14 protein-coding genes are annotated in these 13,443 nt (G+C 74.6%); 10 read left to right on the forward strand and 4 right to left on the reverse strand.

Annotated features, from left to right (window positions below; translation table 11 throughout):
* The first annotated feature begins 75 nt into the window (after window positions 1-75).
* From ACIA8L_RS31615 to ACIA8L_RS31635, 5 genes are all read left to right on the forward strand, one after another.
* A complete protein-coding gene (locus tag ACIA8L_RS31615; RefSeq protein WP_395910240.1) occupies window positions 76-843 on the forward strand; it encodes a mechanosensitive ion channel domain-containing protein in 768 nt (255 codons plus the stop codon).
* Window positions 843-2,000 carry a sensor histidine kinase gene (locus ACIA8L_RS31620; protein ID WP_395910241.1) on the forward strand — a complete coding sequence of 386 codons (1,158 nt, stop codon included), beginning with the start codon at window positions 843-845 and terminating at the stop codon, window positions 1,998-2,000. Before ACIA8L_RS31615 ends, ACIA8L_RS31620 begins: the two co-directional genes overlap by 1 nt.
* Complete coding sequence (locus ACIA8L_RS31625) at window positions 1,997-2,668, forward strand: response regulator (RefSeq protein ID WP_395910242.1); 672 nt, start codon at window positions 1,997-1,999, stop codon at window positions 2,666-2,668. Before ACIA8L_RS31620 ends, ACIA8L_RS31625 begins: the two co-directional genes overlap by 4 nt.
* Window positions 2,669-2,749: 81 nt before the next feature.
* Entirely contained in the window at window positions 2,750-4,141 is a 1,392-nt protein-coding gene (locus tag ACIA8L_RS31630; protein ID WP_395910243.1) for an alpha/beta hydrolase family protein, read from the forward strand.
* A gap of 26 nt (window positions 4,142-4,167) precedes the next feature.
* Window positions 4,168-4,908: a DUF4097 family beta strand repeat-containing protein gene (locus ACIA8L_RS31635; RefSeq protein WP_395910244.1), complete on the forward strand. Its 741-nt coding sequence runs from the start codon at window positions 4,168-4,170 to the stop codon at window positions 4,906-4,908.
* Between the two features lie 464 nt (window positions 4,909-5,372).
* Here the strand turns inward: ACIA8L_RS31635 and ACIA8L_RS31640 are convergent, their stop codons facing one another.
* Window positions 5,373-6,449 (reverse strand): DUF6183 family protein, encoded by a 1,077-nt coding sequence (locus tag ACIA8L_RS31640; protein WP_395910245.1) that lies wholly within the window; start codon window positions 6,447-6,449, stop codon window positions 5,373-5,375.
* Window positions 6,450-6,501: 52 nt separating this feature from the next.
* Complete coding sequence (locus ACIA8L_RS31645; RefSeq protein WP_395910246.1) at window positions 6,502-8,040, reverse strand: sensor histidine kinase; 1,539 nt, start codon at window positions 8,038-8,040, stop codon at window positions 6,502-6,504.
* Window positions 8,041-8,193: 153 nt separating this feature from the next.
* Between ACIA8L_RS31645 and ACIA8L_RS31650 the strand changes: the two genes are divergently transcribed.
* Window positions 8,194-8,556, forward strand: coding sequence for a YciI family protein (locus ACIA8L_RS31650; protein ID WP_395910247.1), 363 nt, complete (start codon window positions 8,194-8,196; stop codon window positions 8,554-8,556).
* Between the two features lie 3 nt (window positions 8,557-8,559).
* Window positions 8,560-9,750: an RNA polymerase sigma factor gene (locus tag ACIA8L_RS31655; protein ID WP_395910248.1), complete on the forward strand. Its 1,191-nt coding sequence runs from the start codon at window positions 8,560-8,562 to the stop codon at window positions 9,748-9,750.
* Here ACIA8L_RS31655 and ACIA8L_RS31660 read toward each other — a convergent pair.
* On the reverse strand, window positions 9,699-10,712 hold the full coding sequence (locus ACIA8L_RS31660) for a GlxA family transcriptional regulator (RefSeq protein ID WP_395910249.1): 1,014 nt from the start codon (window positions 10,710-10,712) through the stop codon (window positions 9,699-9,701). The genes ACIA8L_RS31655 and ACIA8L_RS31660 overlap by 52 nt on opposite strands.
* 95 nt (window positions 10,713-10,807) lie before the next feature.
* On the opposite strand from ACIA8L_RS31660, the gene ACIA8L_RS31665 reads away from it, so the two are divergent.
* Both ACIA8L_RS31665 and ACIA8L_RS31670 read left to right on the forward strand, forming a co-directional pair.
* On the forward strand, window positions 10,808-11,224 hold the full coding sequence (locus ACIA8L_RS31665; protein WP_395910250.1) for a hypothetical protein: 417 nt from the start codon (window positions 10,808-10,810) through the stop codon (window positions 11,222-11,224).
* A 2-nt stretch (window positions 11,225-11,226) separates the two neighbouring features.
* Window positions 11,227-11,460, forward strand: coding sequence for a DUF3817 domain-containing protein (locus tag ACIA8L_RS31670; RefSeq protein ID WP_395910251.1), 234 nt, complete (start codon window positions 11,227-11,229; stop codon window positions 11,458-11,460).
* Window positions 11,461-11,480: 20 nt separating this feature from the next.
* Here ACIA8L_RS31670 and ACIA8L_RS31675 read toward each other — a convergent pair whose 3' ends face one another.
* The gene (locus tag ACIA8L_RS31675) at window positions 11,481-12,629 is read right to left on the reverse strand and encodes an RCC1 domain-containing protein (RefSeq protein WP_395910252.1); all 1,149 of its coding nucleotides are present in this window, start codon (window positions 12,627-12,629) and stop codon (window positions 11,481-11,483) included.
* A gap of 168 nt (window positions 12,630-12,797) precedes the next feature.
* On the opposite strand from ACIA8L_RS31675, the gene ACIA8L_RS31680 reads away from it, so the two are divergent.
* A complete protein-coding gene (locus ACIA8L_RS31680; RefSeq protein WP_395910253.1) occupies window positions 12,798-13,382 on the forward strand; it encodes a class I SAM-dependent methyltransferase in 585 nt (194 codons plus the stop codon).
* Window positions 13,383-13,443: the final 61 nt, after the last annotated feature.

Consider the following 13,443-nt stretch of genomic DNA (forward strand, 5'->3'; position numbering starts at 1 on the left):
GCGGCCGGTGCCACCCCAGGCCGCGGGCGATGGTTCGGGGTAGCGGTAGGGTGATCAACCGGCGGGAGGTGGGCGATGAGCTGGGTGGGCCGGTGGCGCAAGGGCGACGGTGGCACGTTGCGGGCGATTGATCTGCGTGTGCGGCCCGATTTCCGGCGGACCATCGTCTACGGCGTCCTCGCGCTCGCCTTCCTCGTGACCGGGCACGACATCGGCGGGGTGCACGCGGAGTCGCTGCGCACCCGGCTGCTGGCCTACGGGTGTGCGCTGCTCACGCTGGTGTTCGGGGTGGCGGCCAGCCGGACGGCGGCGCGGGAGGTGCAGCGGATCGCCGTCGCGCGGGCCGGGAACGCGGCCGGGACGCCGTTGCGCCTGTTCGTGCTCCTCGGCGGGTATCTCATCGCGGTGCTCACGGTCTGTGACCTGCTGGGGGTACAGCTGCGGCAGCTGCTCGTCGGCGGGGCGATCACGGGTATCGTCGTCGGGCTCGCGGCGCAGCCGGTGCTCGGCAACCTGTTCGCGGGGCTCGTGCTGCTGTTCGCGCGGCCGTATGTGCCGGGGCAGCAGGTGCGGGTCCTGTCCGGCGCGATCAACGGGCCGCACATCGGTGTCATTGTGTCGGCCGGGCTGCTGTACACGATCCTGGAGACCGAGGACGGGCCGCTGAACATCCCCAACTCGGCCCTGCTCGCGGCGGCCGTCGGGCCCGCGCCGGCGGACGCCGGGCCCGAGGAGGAGAAGCCGGACGAGTCCGTCTCCGACCCCAACGCCGACGGCGCCGCCCTGGCCACCGTGGTCGCGGGGGCCGAGTCGGGCGCGGACCGGAAGCTGCCCGGCACCTGATGAACAGGTACGACGGGGTGGTGCGGTGGGCCCGCGCGCGGCCGCCGACGGTGGTCGACGCGGCACTGGCCGTCGCCACCCTGATCGCGCAGCTGGCGCCGTTCGTGTCCACGGACCGCGACTGGCCCCTGTCCGCGTACCTCGTCTGCGTCGCCGTGTCGCTGCCGGTGATCTGGCGCCGCCGGGCGCCGTTCGCCGTGCTGATGGCGAGCGAGCTGGCCGCCGCGGCCTACGCGTTCGTGCCGGACGGGCCGCGCCAGCCCCTCTGGTACGGGGCGCTCATCGCCATGTTCACCGTCGCCGCGCAGGCGCCGCGCTGGCAGCGGGTCAGCGCCATCGTGATCATCGCGTGGGGCGCGTTCCTGCTCACCGGCTCGTTCGAGACCGCGGCCCGGGGCGCGCTGCTGTGGACGGCCGCCTACGTGATGGGCCGGGCCTGGGCCAACCGCCAGGAGCACCTGCGGACGCTGCGGGAGCGGGCCCGGCACCTCGAGCGGGAGCGGGAGCTGGAGGCCGAGCGGGAACGGTCCCGGATCGCCCGCGACATGCACGACATCCTCGCCCACGCGGTGAGCATCACGATCGCGCAGGCGGAGGCCGGGCCGGTGGCGATGCGACAGGGCCCGGAGCGGACGGAGGCGGCGTTCGCGGCGATCGCCACGGCCGGCCGGGACGCCATGGCGCAGCTGCGCCGCATCCTCGGCGTCCTCGACGACGGCGGTGCGGCCGACCGCGCCCCGCAGCCGACCCTCGCCGGCATCGCGGACCTCGTCGCCCAGGTGTCCCGGGTCGGCACCACCGCGGTCACGCTGACCGTCTCCGGACGGCCCGGCACCGTCGCGCCCGACGCCGAGGTCGCGGCGTACCGGATCGTCCAGGAGGCGCTGACCAACGTGCTCAAGCACGCGGAAGCGGAGACGGTGACGGTGACCCTCGACTGGCCGGACGGTGACCTCGTCGTCACCGTGACCGACGACGGCCGCGGACCCCGGGCCGGCAATCCGGGGCACGGCCTCATCGGCATCCGGGAGCGGGCCGCGTCCGGCGGCGGGTCGGCCGAGGCCGGCCCGGGCCCCGGCGGCCGCGGCTTCCAGGTCACGGCCCGGCTGCCGGCCGCGGCGGCGGAGCTGACGAAAGGGAACGGGGTGACGCGATGACCATCCGGGTCGTGATCGCCGACGATCAGGAACTCATCCGGGGCGCCTTCGCGATGATCCTCGACGCCGAGGACGACATGGAGGTCGTCGCCGAGGCCGCCGACGGCGCCGAGGCCATCGCGGCCGTGCACGCGCACGCCCCCGACGTCCTGGTGCTCGACATCCGCATGCCGGGCATGGACGGCATCGAGGCGACCCGGCGGCTGAGCGGCGAACCGGTGCGGGTGCTCATGCTGACCACGTTCGGCCAGGACGACTACGTGTATGACGCGCTGCGCGCCGGGGCGAGCGGCTTCCTGCTCAAGGACGTCCGCCGGGCCGAGCTGGTGCACGCGGTGCGGGTCGTCGCCGCCGGCGAGTCGCTGCTCGCCCCGTCCGTCACCACCCGGCCGATCGAGACCGCGGTGCGCCGCCGGGCCCCGGCCACCGCCGCCTGGCCCGGCCTGGACCGGCTCACCCCGCGCGAGCGCGAGACCCTCGAACTGCTCGGCCGCGGCCTGACCAACACGGAGATCGCGGCCGCCCTCGTGGTCAGCGAGCACACGGTGAAGACGCACGTCAGCAGCGTGCTGGCCAAGCTCGGCCTGCGGGACCGGGCCCAGGCGGTCGTCGCCGCCTACGAGTCCGGCCTCGTGGTCGCCGGCGGGCCGCCTCCCTCCGCGGAGTGAGACCGGGGCCGCTCGCGCGGCCCATCCAGGTCCACTCGCGGCGGCGATGGCGGCAACCGTCGATTCTTCGATGATCGTGGCGTGAACGCACGCATCGCCCGAATCGTGAGCCTGGCGCTCGTCGCCCTGGCCCTGACCGCCGCCCCGGCCGCCGCCGCACCGGCACCGCCCGCCGTGCCGGCCGACCTGACCACCACCGACGTGGCCATCGCCACCGCTGACGGCAAGACCCTCGCCGGCACCGTCTTCGCCCCGCGCGACACCCCCGGCCCCCTCCCGGGACTGGTCCTGGTGCACGGCTCCGGCAACGGCAAGCGGGCCGGCGTCACCCCGGAGGCGATCGTCTTCGCCCGCCAGGGCATCGCCGTACTCGCCTACGACAAGCGACCGCTCGCCGACCCGGTGTACTCGCTGCTCGCCGACGACGTCATCGCCGCCGCGCAGACCCTGCGCCGCCAGCCCGGCGTGCAGCCGGATACCGTCGGCCTCTGGGGGATCAGCGAGGGCGGCTGGGTCATGCCCATCGCCGCGAGCCGGTCGAAGGACATCGCCTTCCTCGTCCTCGCCTCCGCGCCGGGCCTGTCCCCGCTGCGCGTGCAGAACTGGAACATGCGCAACAAACTCGCCGCGGCCGGGGTCACGTCCGGTGCGCTCACCGACACGCTGTCCAACCGGTTCTACCGGCTCGCCGCCGACGCCGGGCTGTTCGCCGAGGCCGGCCACGACCCGCGCCCGCCGCTGTCGGCGGTCACCCAGCCGGTCCTCGCCGTCTACGGCACCGCCGACACGCAGGTGCCGCCGGCCGAGAGCGCCGCCGTCCTCCGCGAGACGGTCCGCTCGCCGCTGAGCGTCCGGTTCGTCGCGGACGCCGGACACACACTGCGAGTCCTCGATGACTCCGGCATGTTCACCAACGAACTTTTCCGGGGGTACCCCCAGATCGTCGGCGAATGGGTCCGCGCGCTCGGCGCCGGGGCGCCCCTGCCACCGCGCATCGACCCGTCCCCGGCGCAGGCGGCGACCAGCGTGGCGCTGCCGCCCTCGGCCTGGTGGGAGTCCTGGCCGGCGCAGGTGATCGTCCTGGCCGCGCTCCTGGTGGGCTTCCTGTCCTACCCGATCGTCGCCCTCGTCCGCCGGGTCCGCCGCCGTCCGGCCCCCGCCGCCCGCCCGGCCCGCCCGGCCCGCCTCCTGGCCGCCACCGGTGCCGTCGCGGTCGCCGGCTTCGTCGCGTACTTCGTCGCCGTCGCCGACAGCGCCGACTGGCAGGGCATCTCGCCGGGCCCGGTGCTCGGCGGCCGGCCGGTGCTCTGGCTGGCGCTGCAGGCCTTCGCGCTGGTCACCGTCATCGCCACGGCCGTGACGGTCCACGCCTGGCGGACGTCCACCGCCGACCGGTGGCGCCAGGGCTTCCTGCTCGCCGCCGGCGTCCTGTTCCTCCCGTGGGCCCTGTACTGGGGCCTCCTCCTTCCGTAAGCAGCCCTTTTGTGAAAGGCCACCCCATGCGCACCCGGTTCACCGCCCTCACCGGCCCCGCCGTCGCCCTCCTGCCCGTCGCCCTCCTGCCCGTCGCCCTCCTGCCCGTCGCGCTCCTGCCCGTCGCGCTCCTGTCCCTCGCCGCCTGTAGTGAGCAGCAGCAGACCGCGACCCGGACCTACGACGTCACCGGCGCGGTCGGCACCCTGGCCGTCAGCAGCCTCGGCGGCCGGATCACGGTCACGGCCGGCACCGGCGACACGGTCCACGTCACCGAAACCGTCTGCTACACGGGCCCGAAGCCGGCGCCGCAGCACAACCTGGCCGGCTCCGACCTCACGTTCACGTCGGGCTGCCAGGGCCACCACGGCAACTGCGGCGTCGACTACCACCTCGAGGTCCCCGCCGCCGTCCAGGCCACCCTCGACAGCGCCGGCGGCACGATCTCCATCACCGGCCTCGCCGGCGAACTGCACCTCACGTCCGGCGGCGGCGCCGTCGACGCGACCGCCATCACCCCCGCCACGGTCACGGCCCGCACCGGCGGCGGCACCGTCCAGCTGACGTTCGCGAAGTCGCCCGACTCCGTCCAGGTGGACAGCGCCGGCGGCGACGTCACCCTCCGCCTGCCGAGCGACAAGTACAACGTCGACGCCCAGGCCGACGGCGGCACCACCACCGTCAACCTCCCGACCGACACCGCCGCCCCCCACAAGATCGACGTCCACTCCGGCGGCGGCAGCATCGTGCTCAGCGCTTCAGCGTGAGCCGGCCGGCCGTCACTTACACGTGGCCGGCGACGCCTCCGGCCGGGGGCCGCAAGGCGAGGTGCCGCGTGGGGCGAGGTGCCGCGTGGGGCGAGGTGCCGCGTGGGGCGAGGGGCGAGGGGCGAGGGGCGTGCTGCGGGGCGAGGGGCGAGGCGCCGCGTGGGGCGAGGCGCCGCGTGGGGCGAGGTGCTGCGGGGCGAGGTGCGAGGTGTCGCGTGGGGCGAGGTGCGAGGTGCCGCGTGGGGCGAGGTGCGAGGTGCCGCGTGGGACGAGGGGCGAGGTGCTGCGCGGGGCGAGGTGCTGCGGGGCGAGGTGCGAGGTGCCGCGTGGGACGAGGGGCGAGGTGCTGCGCGGGGCGAGGTGCTGCGGGGCGAGGGGCGAGGCGTCGCGTGGGACGAGGGGCGAGGTGCTGCGGGGGCGAGGCGAGGTGCCGCGAAGCGGGGGCCGCGGAGCGGGGGGCGAGGTCAGTCGGTGTCGGTGGCGGCCAGCAGGGCGAGCCGCCGCCCGTCGGCGGTGACGGCGGCGATGCCGATGTCCCACGCGACCCGCTGGAACCATTCGCTCGCCCCCGCGAACCCGTACCACGCGCACGCCCGCACCGCCTCCTCCACCTCCGCGGCCGAAGCCGCCGGCGGCGCACCGGCCAGCGCCGCCACCGAACGCCACGCGGCCAGCCGCCCGTATGCCCCGAACTCCCCGGCGTTGTATGCCCCGCCCGACGACGCCGCGACGAACAGCTGCGCCCACACGTTCTCGGCGGTGCCCGCCCCGACGCCGTCCAGCCCGCGCAGGCACTCGAGCTCCAGCCCGCGCAGCGTGGCCAGGACGGCGCCGGGGCGAAGGGCCGAGCTCAACGAGTACACCCGGGAGAAAATATGGCCGTTCGATTCGTTGGCCCAGTTCTGCACCGCGCCGCCGATGACCGCGGCGAGCTGCTCGGTCGTCGTCTCCTCGGCCGCGGCCGCCTCGCCCACCCCGCCGATCGCCACCGTGCGCTCCGCCGGCCGGCCCCCGCCCCCGCCGCCGAGGCTGTAGCGGTTGACCTCGGGCCGCCCCTCCAGCGGCGTGAGCGACACCGGCAGCCAGGCGAGCGGATGCCCGCCCCACCACGGCTCCCCGCCCCACTCGACGTCCACGGCCGCTCCGCGCAGCACCAGCTCGTGCAGCAGGCAGGCGCGCAGCTCCGGCGGCGAGGTCGTCGCCAGCGCCGCCCGCAGCTCGCCGACGGGATGCCCGGACGCGAGCAGCGCCGCCCCGAACCGCACCGGCCGCCCACCCTGGACCGCCCACAACAGCCGCACCGCGTCCCCGACCGCCCCGGCGGAGAGGGTCAGCACCCGAAGGATCCGATCGAACAGGCTGCGATACTGCCACGGCGCCGACAATCCGCCCGACGAATATCGCCGCCAGAGCCGGACCCCGAGCTCGGCGACGAATGCCGAGTCGCCGGCGGCCATGCGCCGATCTACGAGCTCCCACAACGCGGTGGTGTCCGCCACCTCCGCGATGCCGTCGACGATGTCTTCGAGGTTCTCCCGCACGCCTGGGACAATATCGGCCGGGTACGACACTTTTCCGAACCGTGCGCCGTGTCTACGCGCTGAGCGGGAGTTCGGCGTGCAGGCAGGTGCCGCGGCCCGGTGGGCTGTCGACGGTGAGGGTGCCGCCGAGGGCCTCCACCCGGTCGCGCAGGCCGGTCAGGCCGGTGCCGCGCCGCGGGTCGGCGCCGCCGTGGCCGTCGTCGCTCACGCAGAGGTACAGGCCGCGGTCGTGCACCTCCACGCCGACCGTCGCGACCTCGGCGGCGGCGTGTTTGGCGACGTTCGTCAGGGCCTCGGCGACCACGTAGTAGGCGGCGACCTCGAGGGCGTCCGGGAGCCGCCCGTCGACCCGCACGTCGATGTCCACGGCCACGGCGCTGCGGCGGGCCAGCGCGCGCAGTGCGGGTCGCAGTCCGCCGTCGGTGAGGATCGCCGGGTGTACTCCACGCGAGAGCTCCCGCACCTCCTCCGCCGTCCCGTTCAGGCCGGCCACGATCGCCGAGAGCTGGTGGCGCAGGGCGGCCAGCTCCGGTGGCACGTCGGCCTCGGCCCGGCGGACGTCCAGGGCCAGGCTGATGAGCCGCTGCTGGACGCCGTCGTGCAGGTCGCGTTCGAGCCGGCGGCGGCCCTGGTCGGCGGCGAGGACCAGCCGGGCCCGGGACGCGACCAGGTTGGCGCCCTGCACGAGGGTGACGGCCTGACGGAGCACGACCAGCACGATGACGGCCGACGTCACGGCGGCCACGACGGGGTCGCTCGGCACGTGCAGGATTCGGCGCACGACCAGCAGCGCGCCCATCGCGACGACCGGGAAGTACGGCAGCAGCAGGTGTCCCCAGTGGACCTCGGGCCGCACCGCCGGCGCGGGGGTCTCACCCGGCGGGGTGAGCGCGGCCACGGCGATCAGCGCGAACCCGGCCACGAACCCGGCGTCGGCGAGCGGCGGCATGCCGTCGGCGCCGATGGAGACCTGGTAGGCGAACACGCTGTCGGACAGCGACAGGGCGAACAGCCCGCAGCCGAGCAGGATGAGCTGCGCCCGGTTGGCCGGCGACGAGGCCGCGGCCAGCAGCAGGATGACGATGACGGTGAGCAGCAGGTCACTGAGCGGGTAGGCGATGGCGACCGCGTAGGCGACGGGCCCGGCCGCACGGTCCCGGGCGACCGACCCGAGCACCGTCCCCCAGCTCAGCACGAACAGCGCACCCACGATGATGAGCCCGTCGAGGACCGTCACGGCCCGCCGCGTCATTCCCGGCGGCGACCGGTCGGCGAGCGCCACGAGCGCCGGGATCACGAACACGGGCAGCGCGAGGTACCCGGCGTCGGCCGGCGACGGCGACGGCAGCCCGACCCTGCGGAACAGCTGGTACCACGACCAGATCACCTGCCCGATCGCCCACCCGCCGGCCGCGGCCCCCATCCACACCCGCCACCACCGCTGCCCGCCCCGATACCGGCGGGCGGTGCCCCAGCAGGCCACCGCGGCCGCGACCGCCGCCACCAACTGCCCGATGTCGTCGACGACCACCGACCACCACGGGTCCAGCAGCCCGCTACCGGCCAGCCCGACAACGATCGCGACGAGCACCGCGGCCACCACACCCGGCCGGACCCGTGCAAACGCACACGATAGCCACGGTACTGCGCGGAAAATACTTGCGTCAGGATGTCGAGGACGGCATCCGCGGCTCCGACTGGACGCCGACGCCCGGACGGCGGGCGCACGAACGGAAGGACCGGCATGAAGTACATGCTCATGATGTTCGGCGGCCTGGGAGCCAGCCTGGCCGACCGCAGCCCGGAGTGGATCACGGCCATGCAGACGGACATGATGCGGATGGACCGGGAGCTGCGCGCGGCCGGCGAGGTGGTGGAGAGCCGCCACCTGACCGACCCGACCCGGGCGACGACCGTCCGGTTCGCCGACGGCGCACCGGCCGCGACCGACGGGCCGTTCGCCGAGATCAAGGAGTCGCTGGCCGGCTACTGGATCGTCGAGGCGACGCCGGAGCGGGCGGCCGAGATCGCCGCGCGGGTGGTGGCGATCACGGAGTACCCGATGGAGGTCCGCCGGGTCATGGACGAACCTCCGCCCCAGGACTGACCGGTGCCGGAATCGCTCGAGGACCTGCTGTGCGACCTGGCGCCGCAGGTCCTCGGCGCGCTCGTGCGGCGGCACGGCCAGTTCGACGCCTGCGAGGACGCCGTGCAAGAGGCGCTGCTGGCCGCGGCCGTGCAGTGGCCGGACCGGGGCGTCCCGGACCGGCCGCGGTCCTGGCTGCACACCGTGGCCACCCGAGCCCTGGTCGACCACTGGCGCGCCGACGGCGCCCGTCGCCGCCGGGAGGTCACGGCCGCGCTGGACCCGACCACCGAGCCGCCGCCGCACCCCGACGACACCCTCGCCGTGCTGTTCCTGTGCTGCCACCCGGCCCTGTCGCCGCCATCGCAACTGGCGCTGACCCTGCGGGCGGTCGGCGGCCTCACCACGGCCCAGGTGGCCAGGGCCTTCCTGACCCCGGAAGCGACGATGGCCCAGCGGATCAGCCGGGCCAAGCAGCGCATCCGCGACGACGGCGGACGGTTTGACCGGCCGGCCCGCCTGCCCGTGGTCCTGCACGTCCTGTACCTCATGTTCAACGAGGGGTACACCGACCTGGAGCGCACCGACCTGGCCACCGAGGCCGTGCGGCTGGCCCGGCTCCTGCACCGCTTGCTCCCGGCCGACGGCGAGGTCGCCGGGCTGCTCGCGCTGATGCTGCTGACCGACGCCCGCCGCACCGCCCGCGCCGAGCCGGACGGCTCGCTGATACCCCTGGCCGACCAGGACCGCAGCCGCTGGGACCGGGTCGCCATCGCCGAGGGGCAGGCGCTGCTGGCCGCCGTCCTCGGTGCCACCCCGATCGGGCAGTACCAGATCCAGGCCGCGATCGCCGCCCTGCACGACGAGGCCGTCACCGCCGCGGACACGGACTGGCCGCAGATCCTCGCCCTCTACGACGTCCTCGGCCGCGTCGCCCCGGGGCCGCTCGTCACCCTCAGCCGGGCCGTCGCCGTGGCAATGGTCCACGGCCCCGCCGCGGCTCTGGCCGAGCTGGGCACCCTGGACGCCGACGGCCGGCTCGCGCATACCCATCGCCTGGAGGCCGTCCGCGCCCACCTGCTCGAACAGGCCGGCCGCCACGAGGCCGCCCGGGCCTGCTACCTGCGCGCGGCCCGGATGACGGCCAGCCTCCCCGAACAGCGCTACCTCACCCGCCGCGCCGCCCGCCTGTCCAACTCCGGCGTCGGCCGGTGATCACCTGAGGCCTCCGCGGGTGCGGAGCGGAATGCCTGGCGGTAGGCCTGGGGGCTGGTGCCGACGACGCGTTTGAAGCAGTCGCGGAACGCGGTCGGGGAGCCGAAGCCGACCTGGCCGCCGATGCGGTCCACGGTCACGGCTGTCGACTCGAGGAGGTACTGTGCCCGCCGCACCCTGGCCCGGTGCAGCCACTGCAGCGGTGTCGTGCCGGTCTGTTCGCGGAAGCGGCGGTTGAGGGTGCGGATGCTCATGCCGGCGTGGGCCGCGATCTTGCGGGTGGTGAGGTCCTCCGCCACCGACTCCTCCAGCCAGCGCAGCAGGGGCTCCATCGTGGCGCCGCGCGGCACCGGCGGCTGCTCGTGGACGATGAACTGGGCCTGGCCGCCCTCGCGCTCCAGCGGCACGACCGACAGCTTCGCCGCCATGGTGGCCGCGGCCGAGCCGTAGTCGCGGCGGATGAGGTGCAGGCAGAGGTCGAGGCCGGCGGCGGCGCCCGCGGACGTGGCGAGGTGGCCATGGTCGATGTAGAGGACTTCGGGGTCGACGGTGATCTGGGGGTACCACCGCGCAAGTAATTCGGCGGCGACCCAGTGCGTCGTGGCTCGCAGTCCGTCCAGGAGGCCCGTGGCGGCCAGGATGAACGCGCCCGAGCAGATGGAGGCGATCCGCACGCCCCGCTCGGCGGCCCCGCGCAGGCTCGCGATCACCTCCGGGGCGATCGGCGTCGTCACGTCCGCGCAGCCCGGCAGGATGATGGTGTCGGCGTCGTCGAGGGCGTCGAGGCCCCATGGCGCCCGGATGGTGAACGCGCCCGCTTCGACGGTCGCCGATGCCGCGCAGACCCGGACCTCGTACGGGTTGGCGCCGTCCTCGAGGCTGACCCGGGCGAACACCTCGAGCGGGGTGGCCAGGTCGAACGGCACCACACCCGGCAGCGCGAGGACCGCGACGACGTGCATGCGGCCGAGCGTAGACCCGCGCTGGCCGGGATCCGTTGACATGTGGCATTCCCGCCACTTTCCCGGCGGCGGGAACCTTCCTAGGTTCGGTCATCGTGACGAAAGCGCTTCTCAGCATCCACGTGCTCGCCGCGATCATCGCGATCGGGCCGGTGACGGTGGCCGCCAGCATGTTCCCGGCCGTGGCCCGGCGCGGAGACGGCCGCGCCCTGAGCCTGCTGCACAGGATCTGCCGGGTGTACTCCCTGATCGCCCTCGCCGTGCCGGTGTTCGGGCTGGCCACCGCCGGCAGCCTCGGGGTGCTCGGCGACGCCTGGCTGCTCGCCTCGATCGCCCTGACCGGGCTCGCGGCCGCGCTGCTCGGCCTGGTGATCCTGCCGCAGCAGGCCCGGCTGATCGCCGACACCGGGAACCCGTCCCGGCTCGGCCTGGTCACCGGGGTGTTCAACCTGCTGTGGGCGGTCGTCGTGGTCCTCATGATCGTGCGGCCCGGCTCCACGACCGGGGTGTGACCGTGCGACTGCTGCGCGCCGCGGCGCTCGTCGAGCTGTGCACCCTGCTCGCGCTGCTCATCAACCTGGCCACCGCGCACGTCCCCGCGGTCGCATCGCTGCTCGGCCCGATCCACGGGTGCGCCTACCTCGTGGTCATCGGGGCCACGTGGCACCTCACCCGCTCGGGCCGCACGACGCTGCTGGCCGCGATCCCGGTGGTCGGCGGGGTGGTCGCCCTCCGCCAGGTTCGGTGACCGGAGGGCGACCAGGGCCGCTACGGCAGCGTCGCCGCGACCGGGGCCGAGCGCTGGGTGGTGGTACCGTCGCCCAGCTGTGCATTGCCGTTGTTGCCCCAGCACCACAGGCTGTTGTCGGTGCGGACACCGCAGGTGTGGTAGCTGGTCGCGAAGCCGGCCGACCAGGTCGTCAGCGTGCCGACCCGGGTCGGGGCGGACCGGTTCGTCGTCGTGCCGTCACCGATCTGGGCGGTGATGTTGTTGCCCCAGCACCACAGGCTGCCGTCGGTCCGCGACCCGCACGTCGTGTCGACGCCCGTGTTCACCTTGTTCCAGGTGGTGACCGAGCCGACCTGGATCGGGGCGCTCTGCAGGGCGCCGCTGACGCCGAGCTGGCCGTAGCCGTTCTCGCCCCAGCACCACAGCGTGCCGTTGGTCCGGGTGGCGCAGGTGTGCGCGTAGCCGGCGGCCACGCCGTTGTAGGTGTTGGCGGTACCCACCTGGGCCGGCGTCGTCGAGTAGGCCACGCTGCCCAGGCCGAGCTGGCCGGCCGAGCTGTCGCCCCAGCACCAGACGGTGCCGTCGGTGCGGGTGGCGCACGTGTGTGCGTAGCCGGTGGTGACGCCGTTCCAGGTGGTGGCGGTACCCACCTGCTGCGGCGTGGTGAAGGTCCAGGCCGCGGAGCCGTTGCCGACCTGGCCGAGCCGGTTGTAGCCCCAGCACCACAGGGTGCCGTCGGTGCGGGTGGCGCACGTGTGCGCGTCGCCGGCGCTCACCTTGGACCAGGTCGTGGCGGTGCCGACCTGGGTCGGGGTGGTCTTGTTGATGGTGGTGCCGTCACCGAGCTGGCCGCGGAAGTTGCGGCCCCAGCACCACAGGGTGCCGTCGGTTTTCGTGGCGCAGGTGTGGCTGCTGCCGGCGTCGATCGTGGCCCAGTTGGTGCCGGTGCCGATCCGGGTGGGCGTCGACTTGTCGGTGCCGCTGCCGTCGCCGACCTCGCCGCTCCAGTTGCTGCCCCAGCAGAACAGGGCCGCGTTGGTGCCGATCGCGCACGTGTGCGCGTAGCCGGCGGCGACGCTGGCGGCCGGGGTGGCGGCCAGCGCATTCGCCGGGCCGATCGTGGCGCCGACCCCGACGCCCGCGATGACCATCGCCGCCGTAGCGACGAACCTTCTCAGTTGGCTCATGCGCTGCGACGCTAAGATCGCCCCGTCGCACACGGCAACGCCCACGTTACCGAAACAGCCCCTGACCTGCCCTTGACCGGGAAAGTTACAGCGTCACACGCCCCGTGGCCTTTGCCGTTGCGGCAAAGGCGCTGGCCGCCGCGGCCGGCACTGCCGCAGGGTGGGCCGATGGATGCACAGGAGTGGGACGCCCGGTACCGCGCCCAGGACCGGCTGTTCAGCGGCAACCCCAACGGCGTGCTTATCACCGAGGTCACCGACCGGCCACCGGGCCGCGCGCTGGACGTGGGCTGCGGCGAGGGCGGCGACGCGCTCTGGCTGGCCGGCAACGGCTGGCAGGTCACGGCCGTCGACATCGCCCCGACCGCGCTGCGCCGCGCCGCCGCGGCCGACCCGTCGGCCCGGGTGCGCTGGACGGAGGCCGACCTGAGCCGGACGCGGCCGGAGCCGGCGGCCTATGACCTGGTGAACGTGCAGTACTTCCCACTCGCGGTCACACCGGACCACGCCGCGCTGCGGGGCCTGCTCGACGCGGTCGCGCCGGGCGGCCTGCTCCTCTACGTCGGCCACGACCTCGCCGACCTGGCCAAGCCGCCACCCACCACCTACTACCAGCCGGCCGACGTGGCGAAGCTCCTGGGCGACGGCTGGACGGTGCTCACCGACGAGACCCGCCCGCGTACCGCCCCCGCCCCGCCCGGCACCCATCACCGCCACGACACGGTCCTGTTCGCCCGTCGAACCGGCCGCTGACGGCGGCCCTGCGGCTCCACAACATGTCCACAGGATCGTCCACGGGTTGTGGACAACGTGA

The sequence above is a fragment of the Dactylosporangium sp. NPDC051541 genome (genome assembly GCF_044454505.1).
GTDB lineage: Bacteria > Actinomycetota > Actinomycetes > Mycobacteriales > Micromonosporaceae > Dactylosporangium.